This window comes from Burkholderia savannae, from assembly GCF_001524445.2.
Taxonomy (GTDB): domain Bacteria; phylum Pseudomonadota; class Gammaproteobacteria; order Burkholderiales; family Burkholderiaceae; genus Burkholderia; species Burkholderia savannae.
Genome location: NZ_CP013418.1, coordinates 2,256,700 through 2,276,017, shown reverse-complemented (window position 1 = coordinate 2,276,017; position 19,318 = coordinate 2,256,700). Strand labels below are relative to the sequence as shown.

The following is a 19,318-nucleotide window of genomic DNA, read 5'->3' as shown; positions in this document are numbered from 1 at the left end:
GGGATTCAGGCGGCGCTCGCGGCGCGCTCGGCGGCCAGCTCGGCCGCATGCGCGGCCTGCGGCACTTCGACGATGCGCTGCACGAAGATGCCGGGCGTCACGACGTGCTCGGGATTCAGCGCGCCGAGCGGCACGACTTGCGACACCTGCACGATCGACGTTTTCGCGGCCATCGCCATCACCGGGCCGAAGTTGCGCGCGGTCTTCCGATAGACGAGATTGCCCCAGCGGTCGCCCTTGTACGCCTTCACGAGCGCGAAATCCGCGTGAATCGGCGTTTCGAACACGTAATGCTTGCCGTCGATCACGCGCGTTTCCTTGCCTTCGGCAAGCTTCGTGCCGTAGCCGGTCGGCGAGAAAAATCCGCCGATGCCGGCGCCCGCCGCGCGAATCCGCTCGGCGAGATTGCCTTGCGGCACCAGCTCGAGCTCGATCTCGCCCGCGCGATACAGCGCATCGAACACTTGCGAATCGGCCTGGCGCGGGAACGAGCAGATGATCTTGCGCACGCGCTTCGCCTTCAGCAGCGCGGCGAGGCCCGTCTCGCCGTTGCCGGCGTTGTTGTTGACGATCGTCAGCTCGCGCGCGCCGTGCGCGATCAGCGCGTCGATCAGCTCGGCGGGCATCCCGGCCGTGCCGAAGCCGCCGATCATGATCGTCGCGCCGTCGTGGACGTCGGCCACCGCCGACTGGAGGGAATCGAAAATCTTGTTGACCATGTCTCTTCCTGTGCGAATCCGCGCGCGCCGCCCGCTGCGGCACGCGTTCGCGCATGGCTGCGCGCTTCGCCAGGCGATCCGATTTGTTCGAATTACGAACTCAGATTCGATTAGCGAACGGTGTGCCGATCATAGAGGCGCGCGCGCAGAATTGTCAAGACGACGGCGCGCGGGCCTGCCTTGCGCGATTTCCGCGCGATGCGCTCACGCGGCGGCGGCCGCGCCGAAGGAAGGCGTGGTGCGCGACGCGTCGTCGAACGGCAAGCCGACGTAGTTTTCCGCGAGCGACTGCGCGGCCGCGCGCGAACGCGTGACGTACTCGAGCTCGGCGCGCCTGAGCCGATTGACGAACGGCGAATCGTCGGCGCACGGATGCAGCATGTTCGTCATGCAATACGAAAAATGCTCGGCGCGCCATACCCGTTCCAGACAGGTTGACGAGTACGCGTCGAGCAAGTCGTCGCGGCCGTCGCGGTAGCGCGCGCCGAGCGCGCGCGACAGCGCCCGGACGTCGGCGACCGCGAGGTTCATCCCCTTCGCGCCCGTCGGCGGCACGATGTGCGCGGCATCGCCCGCCAGGAACAGCCGCCCGTACTGCATCGTCTCGGACACGAAGCTGCGCATCGGCGTCACGCTCTTCTGCGTGATGCGGCCTTCGCTCGGCATCCAGCCGCTGTCGTTCTCGAAGCGCGTGCGCAGCTCTCCCCAGATCCGCTCGTCCGGCCATTCGGCCAGGTTCTCGTCGGGCCGGCATTGCAGGTACAGTCGGGTGACGGTCGGCGAGCGCATCGAGAACAGCGCGAAGCCGCGCGCATGATGTGCATAGACGAGCTCGTCGAGCGACGGCGCCGCCTCGGCGAGGATGCCGAGCCAAGCGTACGGATACACGCGCTCGAACGTGCGCAGCCGCTCGGCGGGAATCGTCCGGCGGGCGATGCCGTGAAAGCCGTCGCAGCCGGCGACGTAGTCGCAGTCGATGCGCTCGGTGCGCCCGTCCGCATGCGAGAACGTCACCGACGGCCGCCCGGTCGCCACGTCGTGCAGCGCGACGTCGCGCACGTCGAAATGGGTCGGCTGGCCGTGCTCGAGCGCGGCCGCGATCAGATCGCGCACGACCTCGTGCTGGCTGTAGACGGTGATCGCCCGGCCGGGTGTCAGGTCACCGAAGTCGATCCGGTGGCGGCGGCCGCCGAACAGCAGCTCGACGCCATGGTGAACGAGGCCCTCGCGCCGCATCCGCGCGCCCAGACCGGCTTCGTTCAGCGTGTCGACGGTGCCTTGCTCGAGCACGCCGGCGCGGATGCGGTTCTCGCAGTATTCGCGCGAACGCGTTTCGAGCACGACGGATTCGACGCCTTGCAGGCGAAGCAGATGGGAAAGAAGCAACCCGGACGGACCGGCGCCGATGATCGCGACTTGCGTGCGCATTGTTCGTCTCCTGTGTCGACCGGAGTCAGCGCTTCGGCGCTTGCACCGGCTGCATGAAATGTGAACATTGATTCGAATGGCGAACCGATTGTCGGCGCTATCCCGACTATGCGGCAACGCAATTCAGGAGATAAGTTGTATACGGATTTTCAATAGTAGCGACGCGATGCCCGAACTCGATCTGAACCTCATTCCGTACCTGGTCGCGCTCCACGAGACGCGCAACGTGAGCCGCGCAGGCGAGCTGCTCGGCGTCAGCCAGCCGCGCGTGAGCGCCGCGCTCGGGCGGTTGCGCGAGCACTTCGGCGATCCGCTCTTCGTGCGGACGTCGCGCGGCATGGAGCCTACGCCGCGCGCGCTCGCGCTGATCCCCGCCGCGCGCGACGCGCTCGCGAGCATCGAGCGCGGGCTCGTCGCGCCGCACGACTTCGATCCGGCGAAGAGCGCGCGCACGTTCGCGATCGCGTTGTCCGACGTCGGCGAGATCGTGTTCCTGCCGAGGCTGCTGCAAGCGCTGGCGGAACGCGCGCCGCAGGCGAACCTGCGTTCGGTTTCGCTGCCGCACGCGGAGGTCGGGCACGCGCTCGAGGACGGCCGCGTCGATCTCGCGATCGGCTACTTTCCGGATCTCGGCGGCACCAACTTCTTTCAGCAGCGGCTCTTCACGCACCGCTTCATCTGCCTGCTGCGGCGCGGCCATCCGCTTGCGGAGCGGCCGCTCACGCTCGAGCAGTTTCTCGCGTGCGGCCACGCGGTCGTGCACGCGGAGGGCCGCAGCCAGGAAGTGCTCGAGCGGCATCTGGCGAAGCGGCGGCTCGCGCGCCGGGCAGTGCTCGAAACGCCGCACTTCATGAGCCTGCCGTTCATCCTGAGCCGCACCGACCTGATCGCGACGGTCCCGCACGCGATCGGCTACGCGTACGCGACCGAGCACGCATCGATCACGCTCGTCGAGCCGCCGCTGCCGTTGCCGCGCTTCGACCTGAAGCAGCATTGGCATCGCAAGTTCCACAACGATCCGAGCATCGCGTGGCTGCGCGGCGTCGTCGCCGGGCTATTCAACGACGCGCTCGACGAATGGCCGAAATGACCGAAATGACCGCGCAGAGCCGCGCGTGCGGCAGCGCACGCCCGTCGTTCGCAAAAGCGAACCACAGCGCACGCACGCAGCGAAAGCATGAAACAATGATCGACCGGCCGCAGCATCGGCGGTCTTCACGGAGTTCAGAGGATATGGCTAAAGGAAAGACCGCGAGCAAGCGCGCGGCCCCGACCGTACGCAAGGCGGCGGCCAACAAGACGAACGAAACGGCGAGCAAGCAGACGGCCCGCAACGCGGCTCGCAAGCCCGCGACGCTTCCCCCGGCCACGCCCCGGCCGAGCCGCGACGAAGCCGAAGCGGCCGTTCGCGTGCTGCTTCGCTGGGCAGGCGACGATCCGGCGCGCGAGGGCCTCGCCGACACGCCGGCGCGCGTCGTGCGCGCGTACGAGGAATTTTTCTCCGGCTACGCGCTCGAACCGCGCGACATCCTCGCGCGCACGTTCAGCGAAGTCGACGGCTACGACGAGATGATCGTGCTGAAGGACATCCGCTTCGAAAGCTATTGCGAGCACCATATGGTGCCGATCATCGGCCGCGCGCATGTCGCGTATCTGCCGAACCATCGCGTCGTCGGCATCTCGAAGCTCGCGCGGCTCGTCGACGCATTCGCGAAACGCCTGCAGATCCAGGAAAAGATGACCGTGCAGATCGCCGACACGCTGTTCGACGTGCTGCAGCCGAAGGGCGTCGGCGTGATCCTCGAGGCCGCGCACCAGTGCATCTCGACGCGCGGCATCCACAAGCCCGGCGTCGAGATGGTGACGTCGCGCATGCTCGGCACGTTCCGCACCGATCCGACTACGCGCCGCGAATTCCTGTCGATCGTCGCGAATCCTTCCTCGGTCAACCTGACGAATACGTAATGCAGTCGAGCTTGAATCCAGCCACCGCACCCGTCGTGCTCGTGACGGGCGCCGCTCGCCGCGCGGGCCGCGCCTTCGCGCTGCGCTTCGCCGCGCGCGGTTATCGCGTCGCCGTGCACTACGACCGCTCGGCCGATGCCGCGCAGGCCGTCGCGCGCGAAATCGAATCGTCGGGCGGCGAGGCCGTCGCGCTGCAGGCGGACCTCGCGCACGCGGATGCGATCGCGTGTCTCGTCGATGCGGTCTACGCGCGCTTTGGCCGTCTCGACGTGCTCGTGAACAACGCGTCGGTGTTCTGGCAGGACCATCTGCCGAGCTTCGAACTCGCTGCGTTCGACAACGCGTGGGCGATCAACTGCCGCGCGCCGATCCTGCTCACGCGCGCGTACTACGAGCGCGCGAAGGCGGCGGGCGCGCAGGGCGTCGTGATCAACGTCGTCGATCAGAAGATCAAGGAAAACTTCCATCGCGACCATTTCAGCTACACGGTCGCGAAAGCGGCGCTCGGCAATCTCACGCAGATGCTCGCGCTGTCGGCGAGCCCGGTGCTGCGCGTGAACGCCGTGTTTCCGGGATTGATGCTGCCGAGCGACGACCAGACGCAGGCCGACTTCGAGCACGCGAGCCGCGCATCGACGCCGCTCGCGCGGATCGCCGGGCCGGACGACGTCGCGGACGCGATCCTGCTGCTAACCGGGCCGGCCTACAACGGCGCCGATTTCGTCGTCGACGCGGGACAGAACCTGATCCGTGTCGATCAGGACGTGCTGTACAAGCATCGTTCGCCGGCCGGTGAGCATTGATCCGGCAAGGGCGACTGCGGCAACCGGTTGCCGACGAGCCGCAAGCCGCAAGCCGCAAGCCGCAAGCCGCAAGCCGCAAGCCGCAAGCCGCAATCAGCGTGAGCGAGCGCGGCGGTGCCGTCAAGCGGCAACCGCGCCATCCGCTCAATCCTTCTCGATCTGCTCCTTGTCGCTCTCGCGGATCTTCCCTTGCGCGACGCTGCTGCCGGGCGGCACGCTGTGCGTGAGCCACACGTTGCCGCCGATCACCGAACCCTTGCCGATCGTCACGCGGCCGAGGATCGTCGCGCCCGCATAGATCACGACGTCGTCCTCGACGACCGGATGCCGCGCGTTGCCCTTGACGAGCACCCCGTCGCCGTCGGCGGGGAAGCTCTTCGCGCCGAGCGTGACCGCCTGATAGAGCCGCACCCGCTCGCCGATGATCGCTGTCTCGCCGATCACGACACCCGTGCCATGGTCGATGAAGAAGCTCGGGCCGATTTGCGCGCCCGGATGGATGTCGATGCCCGTCGCCGAATGCGCGATCTCGTTGATGAACCGCGCGAGCAGCGGCACGCCGAGCTGATACAGCGCGTGCGCGAGCCGGTGGTGCATCATCGCGAGCACGCCCGGATAGCAGAGCAGGATCTCGGTGATGTGCTGCGCGGCCGGATCGCCGGCGTACGCGGCCTGAATGTCGCTGACGAGCAGCGCGCGGATGCCGGGCAGTTGCGTGCCTAGCTCGCGCGCGATTCCGAACGCGCGTTCGGCGAGCGCGGCGGGCGGCGTGTCAGCGTGCTCGGGGAGGAACGGCAGCGCGCGGCGGATCTGTTCGGCGAGCAGGCGCAGCGTGCTTTCGAGCGTGTGGCCGACGTAGTAGTCGACGGTCTCGTCGGTCAGATCGGGCGCGCCGTAATGCGTCGGGAACATCGACGCGCGCAGGCCCGAGACGATCGTGCAGATCGCGTCGCGCGAAGGCAGTTCGCGAATGCCGCGCGGATGGCGCGTCCGGTGCAGCTTCTCGCGCGATTCGCGCAGCTCGGCGACGATGTGTTCGAGGTCCCAGTTTCGGGCGGATTTCGACATGGGCAAAAACGTACGGCCGCGCTTCGGCGCACGGCCGTCCAATAAAAGTGACGGGTTCCGCAAGATTACCGCGTTTTTGCCGCGTCAGCGGCGTGCACGCCGCCGCGCGCTTCGCCGCGCCGTCCTAAATCGTGAGACTGCTCGCGTCGATCCACCGGACGGCCCAATCGCGCGCATGCGCGATCGCCGCGTCTTCGTCGTTGAAATGCAGATCGGAGGGAAAGAAACGATTCGCGACCAGCTCGCCGTCGCTCGATCGGGAGATGACGACGTAAGGCTGAAACGAGCCGTCGCTTGAGCGCGCCGGCGCACAGTTCAGCAGGTACCCGCGATGCGTGAATGCCGTAGTCGTAGAGTGCATAAGTCCGCCCACCTTAAGTCCCCTTTACCTTCTTCTTCGCTACCCGTCCGTTAAGGATGCCGCGGCGCCCGATGCGGGCGAAAGCGGGTGCGCCAAATGTCGCGCACCGCTTTGTCGGAAAAGAATCATACTCTGTAGAAAACGCGTCTTCTAGCTGAAATAATTATTTGGAAAGCGTGACACGCGGCGCGACGGCGGCGCTCGCACGCGCGTCCTTTTCCGTCTTGCCCGGAACGGGTCTTGCAAGATCCGGGCGTCGCGCCGCGAGGATGATCGCGATGAATCCGTTCGAACGCAGGGCGCCCGCCGACGCCGGCCGCGCGCATCCGCGCAGCGTCGAGCTGTACAACGACGCGACGCACGACAGCACCGTCGACACCGACGGCAAGAACCGCGAGGCCGCCCGCATTGCAAGCGGCGGGCCGATTTCTCCTGACCAGATCACGACGAGCAACGCGTCGCTCGTCAATGCGATGCCCGAGACGCCCGACGGCTTCGCCGGCTTCGACAGCCGGCCCGCCGGCAATCATCCGCAGTTTGCGCTGCGCTCGGGCTATACCGTCGTCGACAAGGGGTTCGACGCCGCCGCGTCGCGCGATGCGCGCGCGGCCGACGAGTTTGCGCCGCCTTATCATCCGCCGCGCCGGCCGGGTCGCATCGTCGAGTTCGCGCCGATTCCGCGTTGATGTCGGTGTTGATGTCGACGTGCATGTCGGCGTTGTCGTTGCGTGCGTGCCGGCGCGTGCTGATGCGTGCCGCTGTTGCGTGCCGCCGATGCGGCATCGGCTCGCAAGCCGGGCGATCGTCACCGCCGCAGGACGGGCGCGCCGTTCGGCCGCGTTCGCATTCGTATGCCAAGAGACCAGCTCGACTGCGCATTCAATCGGGCCGATCGTTTGATTCGGGCGTTTGAATGTGCGCGCAGGCGCGACGCATAGCGTTTTCGCCGGTCGGCGCATGCCGAATCTTTTCGAGATAAGCCGACGCGCACGCAACGGAGTTGCGCTCGCGCGACTTGCAATGCGTAACGAACGGTAAACGTCGCCGATCGCCGCTGCCGCATCGCTTCACCACGCTTCACGAAACGCATGTGCTTCACCGCGAAACGCACATGCGCGCCCTCAGTTGCCGCGCGCGTCGATGCGGCGTCATCGGTTTTCGCGGCATCGGCGAAATCGGTACCGGTACCAGCGTCGATATCGATGTGCGGTTGCCCCGGAAAGCGGTGATAGCGTCGATCCGGATTTCGACAACGGCCGCCGCGCCGCCGGCTGCCGCGCTCGAGCCGACCTGCACGCGGTGCGCGTCGGCGCGGCGCAACCTACGGCGTTGCGACGCGACGCAACGCAACGCATGCGCAACGCCCGAACGCAGGAGGCCGAACCGCGCTGCCCCGCGACGCGAGCCACGCGCATCGCGACGCGCCCGCGCTCAACCGCCCGCCACCCCTTGCGCGTTCACGTACAGCGAATACAAGCCATGGCTCGCCGCCATGAACAGCCGGTTCCTGTGCCGTCCGCCGAAGCAGACGTTCGCGCAACGCTCGGGCAACGCGATGTGCCCGATCGCGTCGCCTTCCGGCGTGAACACGCGCACGCCGTCGAGCTCGTCGGCGCCCATCCCCCAGCCGCACCACAGGTTGCCGTGCGCGTCGACGCGAAAACCGTCGGGCGTCCCCTCCCCCGCATCGATCAGCACGCGTTCGTTGCGCACCGATTTGCCGTCGCTCGCAACATCGTAAGCGCGGATCGTGCGCGGCCGGCCCTTCGATTCGACGACGTAGAGTATCGATTCGTCCGGCGAAAATGCGAGGCCGTTCGGCCCCGGCACGCCGTCGACGACGGCTTCGAGCTCTCTCGTGTGCGGATCGATCCGATAAACGCGCTCGGGCAATTCCGGCTCCTGCTTCTCGCCTTCGTAAAAGCTCTGGATGCCGAAGTCCGGATCGCTGAACCAGATCGAGCCGTCGGACTTCACGATCACGTCGTTCGGCGAATTCAGGCGCCTGCCTTCGAAGCGTTCGGCGAGCACCGTGATCGAGCCGTCGTACTCGGTGCGCGTGACGCGGCGCGTCAGGTGCTCGCAGGTGACGAGCCGCCCCGCGCGATCGCGCGTGTTGCCGTTCGCGTTGTTCGACGGCTGGCGGAACACGCCGACCGCGCCGCTCTGCTCGTCCCAGCGCAGGAGCCGATTGTTCGGGATGTCGCTCCACAGCAAGTAACGCCCGTCGCCGAACCACACCGGCCCCTCGGCCCAGCGCGCGCCCTGAAACAGGCATTCGACGGACGCCGACCGGATGCGCAGCGCGTCGAAACGCGGATCGAGCACGCGCACGGCCGGATCGGGATAGCGCCTGGATTCGATTTCGCGCATCGCGTTCACTCCCTGCCGAGCTGGCCGTCGCGCAAGCGCCAGAGGCCGAGCGGATTCGCGTCGGCGAGCGCGGCCGGCAGCAGCGCCGCGGGCAGGTCCTGATAGCAGACGGGCCGCAGGAAGCGCTCGATCGCGAGCGCGCCGACCGACGTGCTGCGCGAATCCGAGGTCGCCGGGAACGGCCCGCCGTGCACCATCGCGTGCGCAACCTCGACGCCCGTCGGATACCCGTTCGCAACGATGCGGCCCGCCCTGCGCTCGAGCGTCGGCAACAGTTTGCGCGCCAGCTCGACATCGTCGTCTTCGAGATGCAGCGTCGCGCTCAACTGCCCTTCGATGTGCTCGGCGAGCGCGATCATCTCGCCGACGTCGCGACACACGACGACAAGCGACGTCGGCCCGAAGATCTCGGCTTCGAGCCGCGGGTCCTGGGCGAACTGCGTTTGCGTCGTCGTGAACAGCGCGGGCAGCGCGGCGTTGCGCGCGTCGCTGCGCACGCCCTGCGCGACTTCGCTCACGCCCGTCGCCGCACGGCGCGCGGCGACCGCGCTCTCGTACGACGACGCGATGCCCGAGGTCAGCATCGTCTGCGCGCCCTTTTGCGCGAGCGCCTGCGCGGCCGCGTCGACGAACGCCTTCAGGTCCGGCCCGTCGAGCGCGACGACGAGTCCGGGATTCGTGCAGAACTGTCCGACGCCGAGCGTCAGCGATTCGACGAAGCCTTGCGCGATCGTCGCGCCGCGCGCGCGCAACGCGCCGGGCAGCACGAAGAACGGATTGACGCTGCTCATTTCCGCGAAGACCGGAATCGGCTCGCGCCGCCGGGCGGCGACGCCCATCAGCGCGATGCCGCCTCCGCGCGAGCCGGTGAAGCCGACCGCCTTGATCGCCGGATGCGCGACGAGCGCCTCGCCGATCGCGTTGCCCGCGCCGACGACGAGCGAGAACACGCCTTCGTGCAGACCGCAATCGGCGACCGCCTGCCGGATCGCGCGCCCGACGAGCTCCGACGTGCCCAGATGCGCGGGATGCGCCTTCGCGACGACCGGGCAGCCGGCCGCGAACGCCGACGCGGTGTCGCCGCCCGCTACCGAGAACGCGAGCGGAAAATTGCTCGCGCCGAACACGGCGACGGGGCCGACCGGAATCTTCTGCAAGCGCAGATCGGCGCGCGGCAGCGGCTTGCGCTCGGGCTGCGCGGAATCGAGCGTCGCGCTCAGCCAGCGGCCTTCGCGCACCACCGACGCGAAGAACCGCAACTGGCCGACCGTGCGCGCGCGCTCGCCTTCGAGACGCGCGACGGGCAGCGCCGATTCCGCATGCGCGCGTTCGATCAACTGATCGCCGAGCCCGACGATGCGCTCGGCAACCGTTTCGAGAAAGCGCGCGCGCGTCTCGAGCGGCGCCTGGCGAAAGGAATCGAATGCGGCGCTCGCAAGGCGGCACGCGCGATCGACTTCGGCCGCGCCGCCCGCGCCGAACGCCGGCTCGAGCTCGACGTCGTGCGTCGGATCGAATGCGCGCATCGTGCCTTCGGTGCCGCGCACCGCGGTCGCGCCAATCAACATCTCCCCAGTGATCTGCATGCTTCCTCCGGATTGAAAAATCTGCCGAGGGCGGCGGGCGGCGCGATGCCGCGCGCGCCGCCCGCAGGCGAATCGGGTAAATCGGGTGAATCGGACGAGTCAGTGCGATCGGGCGGCTCGACGGGCCGCGCCGATCGGGTACACGCGAATCGCATTATCGTGCCAGACGGCGCGGCGCGCCGCTTCGCTCGAATCGGCGCGCGGACAGGCGGAGCGGGCTGGGCCGGCGGCGAACGAGTCCGGCATGCGAACGCGGGATAGGCCGCGCGCAACGATAAGGCGCGGCACGCCGCCATCGCGGCGAACAAGCGATGCAGCAGGTTCCCGGGGCCGACGTGGCGCGACGGATACGATCCGTTCACATGACGCGAACGGCATCTGCCACGGCGAATCGCGGACATGAGCGCATGCCGCGGAATACACGCGCGTTTTCGGAAATCAACGCTTTCCGGGATTCTCGGCGAACGAGAAGCCGGCCCGAACGAACGCCGACGATCGACGCTCGTCCGCCAAGCGCCGGCGTGAATCGATTTGCGGATACGTCCTGCGCCGGCGGCGCGCCGCCCATCGGCTGCGCGAGCGATAGCGACGGCGACGGCGACGGCGACGACATCCGCGCCGCCGCCGGCATCGCCCGCACCGGCCGGCGATCGGCCCGCTTCGCCGCGGCCGCCGCCCTACCAGCTCGGATTGTTCCTCCCGACTCTGCGCCCGGTACTCGGCCGCGCAAACTTGTAAGGCAGCTCCTGCCGATCGAGATATGCCTGAATCGTCGGCCACTGGGCGTCCGCGAGCAGCATCTCGCAGACATGCGGCACATCGGGCGAAGCGCCGCCCACGCCGATCAGGTCCGGCAGCGCGTACCGGTTGGCGTCTTCGGTCAACACCTCGAGTGCGACATACGGCATGTGTCCTCCTTTTCCGGTTGGACGAAACCGAACGAAACGGGCGGCGGGCGGGCGCGGCGGCCGCGCCCTTGCGCATGCGGCCTCGGCGCTCGCACGCGGCCTTCGTCGATCGTCGTAAGAAATGTCGGGAACGCTCTCGCCCGACGCGTTTCAAACCAGCATCGATTCGCGCCGCTCGGCGAACGTGCCCGGGGCTCGGCCAAGTCTATTACGGCGCCGCGACACGCGACGCGAACCGATCCGGCCGATACGCCGATCGCGCGCAAAAAATCCGCCGCGACCGACGGAATCCTGAAAAGTCCGGCGCCGCGTTTACTTCGCCGCGCCGGATCGCTGCGCATCGAGTTCGCTGCGCCCTGGTCAGTAATCGTTTACTTTGTAAAAAGACGTCGTCAAACCCAACCGGCCGAACGGCCGATCTTTTCTCAACCGCACCACGGAGACATCATGTATCAGCGCATTCTTGTCGCAGTCGACGGCAGCGAAACGGCACGCCACGCATTCGACGCGGCGCTCGGCATCGCCAGGACGAGCGGCGCGGAGCTGCAGCCCTTCTACGTCGTGGAGAACGCCGCGATCTACTACAACGTGCCCGGCTACGATCCGTCGATCCTGCGCACGCAACTGCTTCAGCAGGGCAACGATCTGGCGAAGGAATTCGCGCAGAAGATGCACGAAGCCGGCGTGAAGGGCGCGCTGAAGATCGGCGAGGCGACGTCGCTCGCCGACGTGCCGTCGCTCATCGTCGAAGGCGCGAAAGCGTTCGGCGCGGACTTGCTCGTGCTCGGCACGCATGGCCGCCGCGGTTTCAAGCGGCTCGTGCTCGGCAGCGTCGCCGAACAGTGCGTGCGGCACTCGGCGCTGCCCGTGCTGCTGATCCCGGCCGCCGCGCATCCGGAAGATCGGGAACACTGATCGAACGCAACGGCTGCGATGTTTCGCCGCAACCACGCGTTGCGGCCGAACAAGGAAATCGCACGGGGAGTCGCGGCGTTTTGTCGCTAAACAGGCTTAGCCCACGATGGGACAATGGCTTTACCGATTCAACCTCAGAGTCATCCATCATGCTTACGCCCGTCGCCCGACCCGCCGCCGCCGCGGCTCCCGTCCATGCCACCAGCACGTGGGCGCCGCGCCAGGCCGCACACTGCTCGACGTGCGCGATGCGCCACCTCTGCATGCCCCAGGGGCTCGCGCCCGAAGCGCTCGCGCGCCTCGAATCCGTGATCTGCAGCGCCCGCCCGGTTCGACGCGGCGAGACGCTGTTCCGCGAAGGCGACTCGTTCGACAACCTGTACGCGGTCCGCTCGGGATCGCTGAAAACCATCGCGACGCGCCATGACGGCCGCGAACAGGTCACCGGCCTGCACCTCGCGGGCGAAGCCCTCGGCCTCGACGGCATCTGCGACGACGCGCATCCGCGCACCGCGGTCGCGCTCGAGGACAGCTCGGTCTGCGTGATCCCGTACAGCGCGCTGAAGACGCTGTGCTCGGAAGCCGGCACGATGCAGTTGCGCATGCACAAGCTGATGAGCGAGCAGATCGTTCGCGAAACGTCGCAGACGATGGTGCTCGGCTCGCTGAACGCCGAGGAGCGCGTCGCGGCGTTCCTGCTCGACGTGTCGTCGCGCTACATGAAGCGCGGCTATTCGCCGAACGAATTCAACCTGCGGATGACGCGCGAGGACATCGGCAGCTATCTCGGCATGACGCTCGAGACGGTCAGCCGCACGCTGTCGAAGTTCCACAAGCGCGGCCTGATCGAGATGCAGGGCCGGACGGTGCGCATCGTCGATTTCGACGGCCTGCATCGCCTGTAATCCCGCGCCCGCCGTCGCGCCTTTCCTCGCGCCGAATCAATCCAGAAACTGCGCGGCGCTCGCCTTGAGCGCCGCGCTAAACTCGTCCAGCCAGCCGATCGACAATCGCCAGCTCTGCCAGTAGAGCTCGACGTCGATGCTTCTTCCCTCCGACAAATCGACGAGCTCGCCCGCGGCGATCTGACGCTCGACCATCCGCTCCGGACACATGCCCCAGCCGAGCCCCGCCTCGCACGCGCGCAGGTAGCCCGCGACGTGCGGAATCCAGTGCTGCGGCGGATCGAGATCCACGCGCGTCACGCGCCGGATGAAGCGCGCCTGCAGGCTGTCCTTCGGATTGAACATCACGCACGGCGCGTGCCGCAGCGCGTCGCGGTTGACGCCGTTGCCGAAATAGCGCGCGTGGAACGCGGGCGAGCACACCGCGTGATAGCGCATCCGGCCGAGGCGCGTCGAACGGCAGCCCTGGATCGGCTCGGCGAGCGCCGTCACCGCGCCCTGCACGCTGCCGTCGCGAATCCGCTCGGCGGTGTAGTCCTGATCGTCGATCACGAGATCGAGCAGCGTGCCGCTCTCCGCGCAAAACGGGCCGACCGCATCGACGAACCAGGTCGCGACGCTGTCGTCGTTGACGGCGACGCGCAGCGTCGGCCACGGCCCCGTTGCCGCGCCGGCGAATCCGGGCACGTGCGCCGACAATTCGGCTTCGAGCATGCGCACGCGCTCGGTGTGGCGGCACAGCAGCGCGCCCGACGTCGTCGCGACGCACGGCTGCCCGCGCTTGACGAGCACGCTGCCCACTCGCTCCTCCAGCAGCTTCACGCGCTGCGACACCGCGGAAGGCGACACATTGAGCGCTTTCGCCGCCCGCTCGAACGAGCCGTGGCGGATCACTTCGGCGAGCGCATCGAGCAACGCGTAGTCGATCATCAGTTTTCCTTAATCCGCATTAGATTATTTAGCTTTTCTAATTCCGGCGATCACCGCAGACTAGCGCCTCTCGTTCCATTAGTCCATCGCCTGAATCAGCAACGAACATGAACTGGATCGCTTTTTCCCACGGCGCGATGCTGTGCGCATCGCTCATCGTCACCATCGGCGCGCAGAACGCGTTCATCCTCCGGCAAGGAATCATGCGCTCGCACGTCGGCAAGATCGTGCTGCTCTGCACGCTGTCGGACATGCTCCTGATCGGCGCGGGCGTCGGCGGCGCATCGGTGCTCGTCGAGCGTTATCCGACCTTCGTTCACGCGGTGCTGTACGTCGGCCTCGCGTATCTTGCGTGGTTCGGCCTGAGCGCGCTGCGCCGCGCGTTCAAGCCCGGGCACGGGACGCTCGACGCAACGGGCGCGGCCGTCGCGCCGCCCGCGCAGCGCGCATGGCCGATCGTGCTGATGACGCTCGCGTTCACGTGGCTCAATCCGCACGTCTATCTCGACACGTTCCTCTTGATCGGCACGGCGGGCGCGCGCGAACCGGAAGGCGCGCGCAGCGCGTTCGCGATCGGCGCGATGGCGGTCAGCGCGATCTGGTTCGTCGCGCTCGGCTACGGCGCGCGATTGCTCGCGCCGTGGTTCAAGCGGGCGCTCGCATGGCGCGTGCTCGACGGCGCGATCGGCGGCATGGTGCTGTTTCTCGCCGCGGTGCAATTGAGGTGACGGCGCGGCTGCGCGCGCCGGGTCGCGCAATGCGCAGCGAGCGGCGCTCGCGCGCGAACGAAGCCGTGCGTGCCGTATTGGCCGCGCACGCGCCTCGTATCGGCTGAATATCGGCTGAATATCGGCTGAATCGAGAACTTCGACGCGCCAGGGCGTGACTTGCGCCGCGGCGCGCATCCGTCAGGCATGCGATGTCTCGCGCCGAATGCAATACACGACATGCCGGCGCAGCGAATGTCCTTCGGGAAGCGCGGGATGGTCGAAATCGCGCGAGGCCGCGCGCTGCATGCCGATCCAGGTCATGACGCGTTGCGATCGAAGATTCGTGGCGGCTGCCCATGCGAATGCTTCGGCCAGCCGATGATCGCCGAACGCATCCGCGAGCGCCGCGCGGGCGGCCTCCGTCATGTATCCGCGCCCCCACGCAAGGCGCGCTTGCCGCCACGCGATTTCCACGCACGGCGCCATCGGATGCCCGCCCTCGAGCACGCGACGAAGCCCGCAAAGGCCGATCAACGCACCGTCGGCCCGCGTTTCGACGGCCCACGGGCCGAAGCCGTACGCATCGAAATGCGCGTCGAAGCGGCCGATGTCGTCGCGCGCGTCGGCGAGCGTCATCGGCGCGCGCCGCCCGAGCCACGCGATGACTTCGGCGTCCGAATTCAACGCCGCCCACGCGCGCGCATCGTCATCGCGCCAACGGCGCAGAATCAGACGGTTCGTCTCGATATTCGCCGGTTGACTCATCCTTCGATCCGAATCGGGCGGCGGCCGCGCGATCGGCGGCGGCGCGGCACGCTCGATGAGCGATGCAGCCCGGCGCGTTCGCGACCGAAAGATCGCGACGTCGCAGGCCGAGCGGCGGCGCATGCGGCCGAATCGCATGCGACGCGGCATTGTGCCGAATTCCGACGATCGAATCGCGATCGCGGCGGCAGTGTGAGAATCGACACGGCACGACACGACACGGCACGCAGCGCCGCGAGCCGTCGCATTCCGCCATGCCGCACGCATCATGTGCGACGTAACGGCGGATGCGACCGTGCAGCCCGCCGTGCCCCGGCGCGCTCAGCGCTTGCGGATCAGCACGTCGGGCGTGAGCTCGCCGCAGCCGTTCACCCCCAGCATCGCCATGTTGCGGTCCACTTCCTCGCGCAGCAGGCGGATCGCATGCGCGACGCCGGCCTCGCCCGCCACGGCCGCCGCATAGTTGAACGGCCGCCCGACGAACACCATGCGCGCGCCCAGCGCCAGCGCCTTCAGCACGTCCGATCCCCGGCGAAAGCCGCTGTCGATCATCACCGGGTAATCGTCGCCGACGGCCTGCACGACGTCGCGCAAGATCCGCAGCGGCGACGCTGCGCCATCGAGCTGCCGGCCGCCATGGTTCGACAGGATCACGCCGTCGGCGCCCGCGTCGCGCGCGATCAGCGCATCCTCGACGCTGAGAATGCCCTTGATCACCAGGTCGCCCTGCCATTGCTCGCGGATTTGCCGCACGTGCGCCCAACTGAGGTGATCGCGCGCGGAGAAATCGCGCAGCACGTTGGCGGAAAGGATCGGCGCGCCGCGCGTCGCAAAGGAATTCTCGAAGTGCGGCATTCCGTGCGCGAGCAGCGTGCGCGCGAACGTGCGCAGCAGCCAGCGCGGCCGCGTCAGCCCGTCCCAGAGCAGGCGCGCGCCGGGGCGCAGCGGCGTCGAAAAGCCCGTGCGCACGTTGTTTTCGCGATTCGCGGACACGGGAATGTCGACGGTGACCACGAGCGTTCGGTAGCCTGCGCGCGCCACGCGTTCGAGCAGTGCGCGAATGCGCTCGGCGTCTCCCGGAAGGTACGCCTGGAACCACGTACCCGGCGCGGCGGCGGCCACATCCTCCAGCGGAATCAGCGACGAGCCGCTCATGATCGACGCAATCCCCGCGCGCTGCGCGGCGCGCGCCAGCACGACGTCGCCGCGATAGGCCGACAGCGCGCAGATGCCCATCGGCGCAATGCCGAACGGCGACGCATAGCGCCGCCCGAACAATTCCACCGCCTGCTGCCGCCGGGAAACGTCGCACAGCACGCGCGTGACGAAACCGTATTCGTCGAACACGTCGCGGTTGTCGTCGCGGGTGCGGTTGTCTTCCGCCGCGCCGCTGACGTAGCCGAAGATCGGGCGCGGCAGCGCGCGGCGCGCCTTGGCCTCGAAGTCTTGCAGGCTCAGCACGTCGTGCAGGACGCGCGGCGGCTTGCCGGTGCTGGCCGCAGGCCGGCCGTCTTCCGCGATGGGAGAGGTAAGGGTGCTCATCTATGGGCTTTCCTGATGCGACGCTGCCATTCTATGCAGCCGATGTATCGATAAAAAGCGATAATCTTCAAACGAAATCGTTCGATAAAAGCGAAGAACCATGGCAACTCCGACGCTCAAGCAACTGGACGCCTTCTATTGGGCGGCGACCTGCGCCAATTTCTCGACGGCGGCGCAGCGGCTTCACCTGTCGATCTCTTCGTTGTCCAAGCGGATCAACGAACTGGAGCAGGCCGTGGGACGCACGCTGTTCGACCGCAGCGGCCACCGCGCCGTGCTGACCGAGGACGGCGAAACGCTGCTGCCGGCCGCCGTTCGCGTTCTGGAAGCCGTCGCGGCGTTGCAGGACGCGTTCGCGGAAGACAAGGGATTGACGGGCCGCCTGCGCTTCGGCGTCGGCGAGCTGTCGGCGCTGACCTGGCTGCCTCGCTTCGTCGCGGCCGTTCAGAAACTGCATCCGCAGTTGATCCTCGAGCCGTATGTCGACGTCGGCGCGGCGCTCGAAGAGAAAGTGGATGCGGGAGAACTCGATTTCGCGGTGGTCGCGGGCCGTTCGTCGCGCGGCAGCATCCTGTCGCAGCCGGTGGCGGAAGCGCGGTTCGCGTGGATGGCCGCGGAGAAATTGGTCGACGGCGAACGCACGTTGACGCCCGAGCTGATCGCGCGCCATGCGCTCGTCATTCTGCCTTCCGGCTCGGGCGTCACGCGCATCCTCGACGAATGGCTGCTCGCCTGCGGCATCGACCATCCGCGACGCATCACCTGCAACAACTGGAGCGCGGTGGCGGGCATGCTGCGCGAAGGCGTCGGCATCGGCTTCCTGCCCGCCGATTGGGCCGATGCGCGAACGGGCGGCGGCCTCGTGCAATTGACGAGCGAGCCGCCGCTGTCGCCGCTCAACTATGCGTTCCAGTGGCGGCGCGGCGACATGCGCGGGCTGATTCCGTCGATGCTGGCGCTGGTGCGGCGGCATGCGGATTTTCGCTGAGCGGGCGCACGGCGGCTCGCGTCAGGAAATCTCGCGCCCTTTCGTCTCGGGCAGCAGCAGCGCCGCCATCAGCACGATCACATAGGCGCCGCCCGCGAACATGCCGATGGCCGTGCCGAGGCCGCCCGTTTTCGCGAGATAGCCGACCAGGCTCGGAAACAGCGCGCCGATGCCGCGTCCGAAGTTGTACGCGAACCCTTGCCCGTTCGCGCGCACCGCGGACGGGAAAAGCTCGGTCAGATACGCGCCCATGCCGCTGAAGATCCCCGACGCCGAGAAGCCGAGCGGAAATCCGAGGAGCAGCATTTGCTGGTTCGACAGGTGAAGCTGCGTATAGACGAACACGCACGCGCCCGACAGCACGGAGAACACGAGAAGATTCGCGCGGCGGCCGAGACGGTCGGTCAGATGGGCGCCCGTCAGGTATCCGGCGAACGAGCCCGCGATGATGACGAGCAGATAGCCGCCGGTGCCGATCACCGACAGGTGGCGCTCCGTCTTCAGGAACGTCGGCAGCCATGTCGTGACCGCGTAGTAGCCGCCCTGGACGCCCGTGCAGAGCAGCGCGCTCAGGGCCGTCGTCCGGACGAGAGCGGGAGAAAAGATCGCCCAGGCCGGCATCGGATTCGCGCTTGCCGCTTCGCGCTTGCGCGTGCGCTGGAACAGCTCCGGCTCCGGCACCTTCCTGCGGATGAACACGACGAGCAGCGCCGGCGCGACGCCCGCCCAGAACAGCGCGCGCCACGCGTAATTTTCCGGCAGCATGGAAAACGACAGCGTGTACAGGATCGCCGCGACCGCCCAGCCGATCGCCCAGCCGCTTTGCACCGTGCCGACCGCGCGACCGCGATATTCGGTGCGCACGATCTCGCCCATCAGCACCGAGCCGACCGCCCATTCGCCGCCGAAGCCGAGCCCCTGAAGCGCCCGCAACACAACAATCTGCTCGAAGTTTTGTGCAAAGCCGATCAGCACCGTGCACGCGGAAAACCACAGGATCGTGAACTGCAGAATGCGGACGCGGCCGAAGCGGTCGGCGAGGATGCCGGCCAGCCAGCCGCCGATCGCCGAGAACAGCAGCGTGATCGTCGCCAGCATGCCGGCCTGGGCCTTGTCGATGTGAAATACGTCGATCAACGTCGCGATGACGAACGTGAACACCATGAAATCGAGCGCATCGAGCGCCCAGCCGCCGAACGCGGCGACGAACGTCCGCTTCTCGACCACTGTCATCCGTGCGAACCAGCGTTCTTCGCCGGCCGCCGACACCTGGCTGTTGCCGTTCATGTGTTGTCTCCTCCTCATTGGCGATTGGCGCATGAAAAGCGCCCGGTGGCCTCACGGCCCCATTG

19 protein-coding genes are annotated in these 19,318 nt (G+C 67.7%); 8 read left to right on the top strand and 11 right to left on the bottom strand.

Going from position 1 to position 19,318, the window contains the following annotated elements:
* Positions 1-5: 5 nt before the first annotated feature.
* Positions 6-719: a 3-oxoacid CoA-transferase subunit A gene (locus WS78_RS31115; RefSeq protein ID WP_059576896.1), complete on the bottom strand. Its 714-nt coding sequence runs from the start codon at positions 717-719 to the stop codon at positions 6-8.
* A gap of 204 nt (positions 720-923) precedes the next feature.
* Complete coding sequence (locus tag WS78_RS31110) at positions 924-2,147, bottom strand: 4-hydroxybenzoate 3-monooxygenase (protein WP_059576900.1); 1,224 nt, start codon at positions 2,145-2,147, stop codon at positions 924-926.
* Positions 2,148-2,313: 166 nt separating this feature from the next.
* Between WS78_RS31110 and WS78_RS31105 the strand changes: the two genes are divergently transcribed.
* The 3 genes from WS78_RS31105 (at position 2,314) to WS78_RS31095 (ending at position 4,915) form a co-directional block, all read left to right on the top strand.
* Positions 2,314-3,237 (top strand): LysR family transcriptional regulator, encoded by a 924-nt coding sequence (locus WS78_RS31105; RefSeq protein WP_038747514.1) that lies wholly within the window; start codon positions 2,314-2,316, stop codon positions 3,235-3,237.
* A 143-nt stretch (positions 3,238-3,380) separates the two neighbouring features.
* Positions 3,381-4,112, top strand: a complete 732-nt coding sequence (folE, locus tag WS78_RS31100) for a GTP cyclohydrolase I FolE (protein ID WP_081989521.1) — start codon at positions 3,381-3,383, stop codon at positions 4,110-4,112.
* Positions 4,112-4,915 (top strand): SDR family oxidoreductase, encoded by an 804-nt coding sequence (locus WS78_RS31095; protein ID WP_059576906.1) that lies wholly within the window; start codon positions 4,112-4,114, stop codon positions 4,913-4,915. The genes folE and WS78_RS31095 overlap by 1 nt, the downstream gene beginning before the upstream one ends.
* 144 nt (positions 4,916-5,059) lie before the next feature.
* On the opposite strand, the gene epsC is transcribed toward WS78_RS31095, so the two are convergent.
* The gene (gene epsC / locus WS78_RS31090) at positions 5,060-5,983 is read right to left on the bottom strand and encodes a serine O-acetyltransferase EpsC (protein ID WP_038747507.1); all 924 of its coding nucleotides are present in this window, start codon (positions 5,981-5,983) and stop codon (positions 5,060-5,062) included.
* A 124-nt stretch (positions 5,984-6,107) separates the two neighbouring features.
* The gene (locus WS78_RS31085; protein WP_038747504.1) at positions 6,108-6,344 is read right to left on the bottom strand and encodes an HlyU family transcriptional regulator; all 237 of its coding nucleotides are present in this window, start codon (positions 6,342-6,344) and stop codon (positions 6,108-6,110) included.
* Positions 6,345-6,613: 269 nt separating this feature from the next.
* On the opposite strand from WS78_RS31085, the gene WS78_RS31075 reads away from it, so the two are divergent.
* Positions 6,614-7,030, top strand: coding sequence for a DUF3005 domain-containing protein (locus WS78_RS31075; protein ID WP_059576909.1), 417 nt, complete (start codon positions 6,614-6,616; stop codon positions 7,028-7,030).
* A gap of 745 nt (positions 7,031-7,775) precedes the next feature.
* On the opposite strand, the gene WS78_RS31065 is transcribed toward WS78_RS31075, so the two are convergent.
* The 3 genes from WS78_RS31065 to WS78_RS31050 form a co-directional block, all read right to left on the bottom strand.
* The gene (locus WS78_RS31065) at positions 7,776-8,717 is read right to left on the bottom strand and encodes an SMP-30/gluconolactonase/LRE family protein (RefSeq protein ID WP_038747578.1); all 942 of its coding nucleotides are present in this window, start codon (positions 8,715-8,717) and stop codon (positions 7,776-7,778) included.
* 5 nt (positions 8,718-8,722) lie between these two features.
* Positions 8,723-10,303 carry an aldehyde dehydrogenase (NADP(+)) gene (locus WS78_RS31060; RefSeq protein ID WP_059576916.1) on the bottom strand — a complete coding sequence of 527 codons (1,581 nt, stop codon included), beginning with the start codon at positions 10,301-10,303 and terminating at the stop codon, positions 8,723-8,725.
* A 677-nt stretch (positions 10,304-10,980) separates the two neighbouring features.
* Positions 10,981-11,211 carry a hypothetical protein gene (locus tag WS78_RS31050; RefSeq protein ID WP_038747491.1) on the bottom strand — a complete coding sequence of 77 codons (231 nt, stop codon included), beginning with the start codon at positions 11,209-11,211 and terminating at the stop codon, positions 10,981-10,983.
* A gap of 447 nt (positions 11,212-11,658) precedes the next feature.
* Here WS78_RS31050 and WS78_RS31045 point away from each other — a divergent pair, with 447 nt between their 5' ends.
* Together WS78_RS31045 and fnr are read left to right on the top strand one after the other, a co-directional pair.
* Positions 11,659-12,126 (top strand): universal stress protein, encoded by a 468-nt coding sequence (locus WS78_RS31045; protein WP_059576921.1) that lies wholly within the window; start codon positions 11,659-11,661, stop codon positions 12,124-12,126.
* Positions 12,127-12,275: 149 nt separating this feature from the next.
* Positions 12,276-13,031 carry a fumarate/nitrate reduction transcriptional regulator Fnr gene (gene fnr, locus WS78_RS31040; protein WP_038747485.1) on the top strand — a complete coding sequence of 252 codons (756 nt, stop codon included), beginning with the start codon at positions 12,276-12,278 and terminating at the stop codon, positions 13,029-13,031.
* 36 nt (positions 13,032-13,067) lie between these two features.
* Here the strand turns inward: fnr and WS78_RS31035 are convergent, their stop codons facing one another.
* A complete protein-coding gene (locus WS78_RS31035; RefSeq protein ID WP_059576924.1) occupies positions 13,068-13,961 on the bottom strand; it encodes a LysR family transcriptional regulator ArgP in 894 nt (297 codons plus the stop codon).
* A 107-nt stretch (positions 13,962-14,068) separates the two neighbouring features.
* Here WS78_RS31035 and WS78_RS31030 point away from each other — a divergent pair, with 107 nt between their 5' ends.
* Positions 14,069-14,689, top strand: a complete 621-nt coding sequence (locus tag WS78_RS31030; protein ID WP_038747481.1) for a LysE/ArgO family amino acid transporter — start codon at positions 14,069-14,071, stop codon at positions 14,687-14,689.
* A 180-nt stretch (positions 14,690-14,869) separates the two neighbouring features.
* On the opposite strand, the gene WS78_RS31025 is transcribed toward WS78_RS31030, so the two are convergent.
* Both WS78_RS31025 and WS78_RS31020 read right to left on the bottom strand, forming a co-directional pair.
* Positions 14,870-15,436, bottom strand: a complete 567-nt coding sequence (locus WS78_RS31025; protein WP_059577041.1) for a GNAT family N-acetyltransferase — start codon at positions 15,434-15,436, stop codon at positions 14,870-14,872.
* 321 nt (positions 15,437-15,757) lie between these two features.
* Positions 15,758-16,978: an alpha-hydroxy acid oxidase gene (locus WS78_RS31020; protein WP_038747473.1), complete on the bottom strand. Its 1,221-nt coding sequence runs from the start codon at positions 16,976-16,978 to the stop codon at positions 15,758-15,760.
* Between the two features lie 100 nt (positions 16,979-17,078).
* On the opposite strand from WS78_RS31020, the gene WS78_RS31015 reads away from it, so the two are divergent.
* On the top strand, positions 17,079-17,966 hold the full coding sequence (locus WS78_RS31015; RefSeq protein WP_038747470.1) for a LysR family transcriptional regulator: 888 nt from the start codon (positions 17,079-17,081) through the stop codon (positions 17,964-17,966).
* A 21-nt stretch (positions 17,967-17,987) separates the two neighbouring features.
* On the opposite strand, the gene WS78_RS31010 is transcribed toward WS78_RS31015, so the two are convergent.
* Complete coding sequence (locus tag WS78_RS31010) at positions 17,988-19,253, bottom strand: MFS transporter (RefSeq protein WP_052145060.1); 1,266 nt, start codon at positions 19,251-19,253, stop codon at positions 17,988-17,990.
* Between the last annotated feature and the right edge of the window lie 65 nt (positions 19,254-19,318).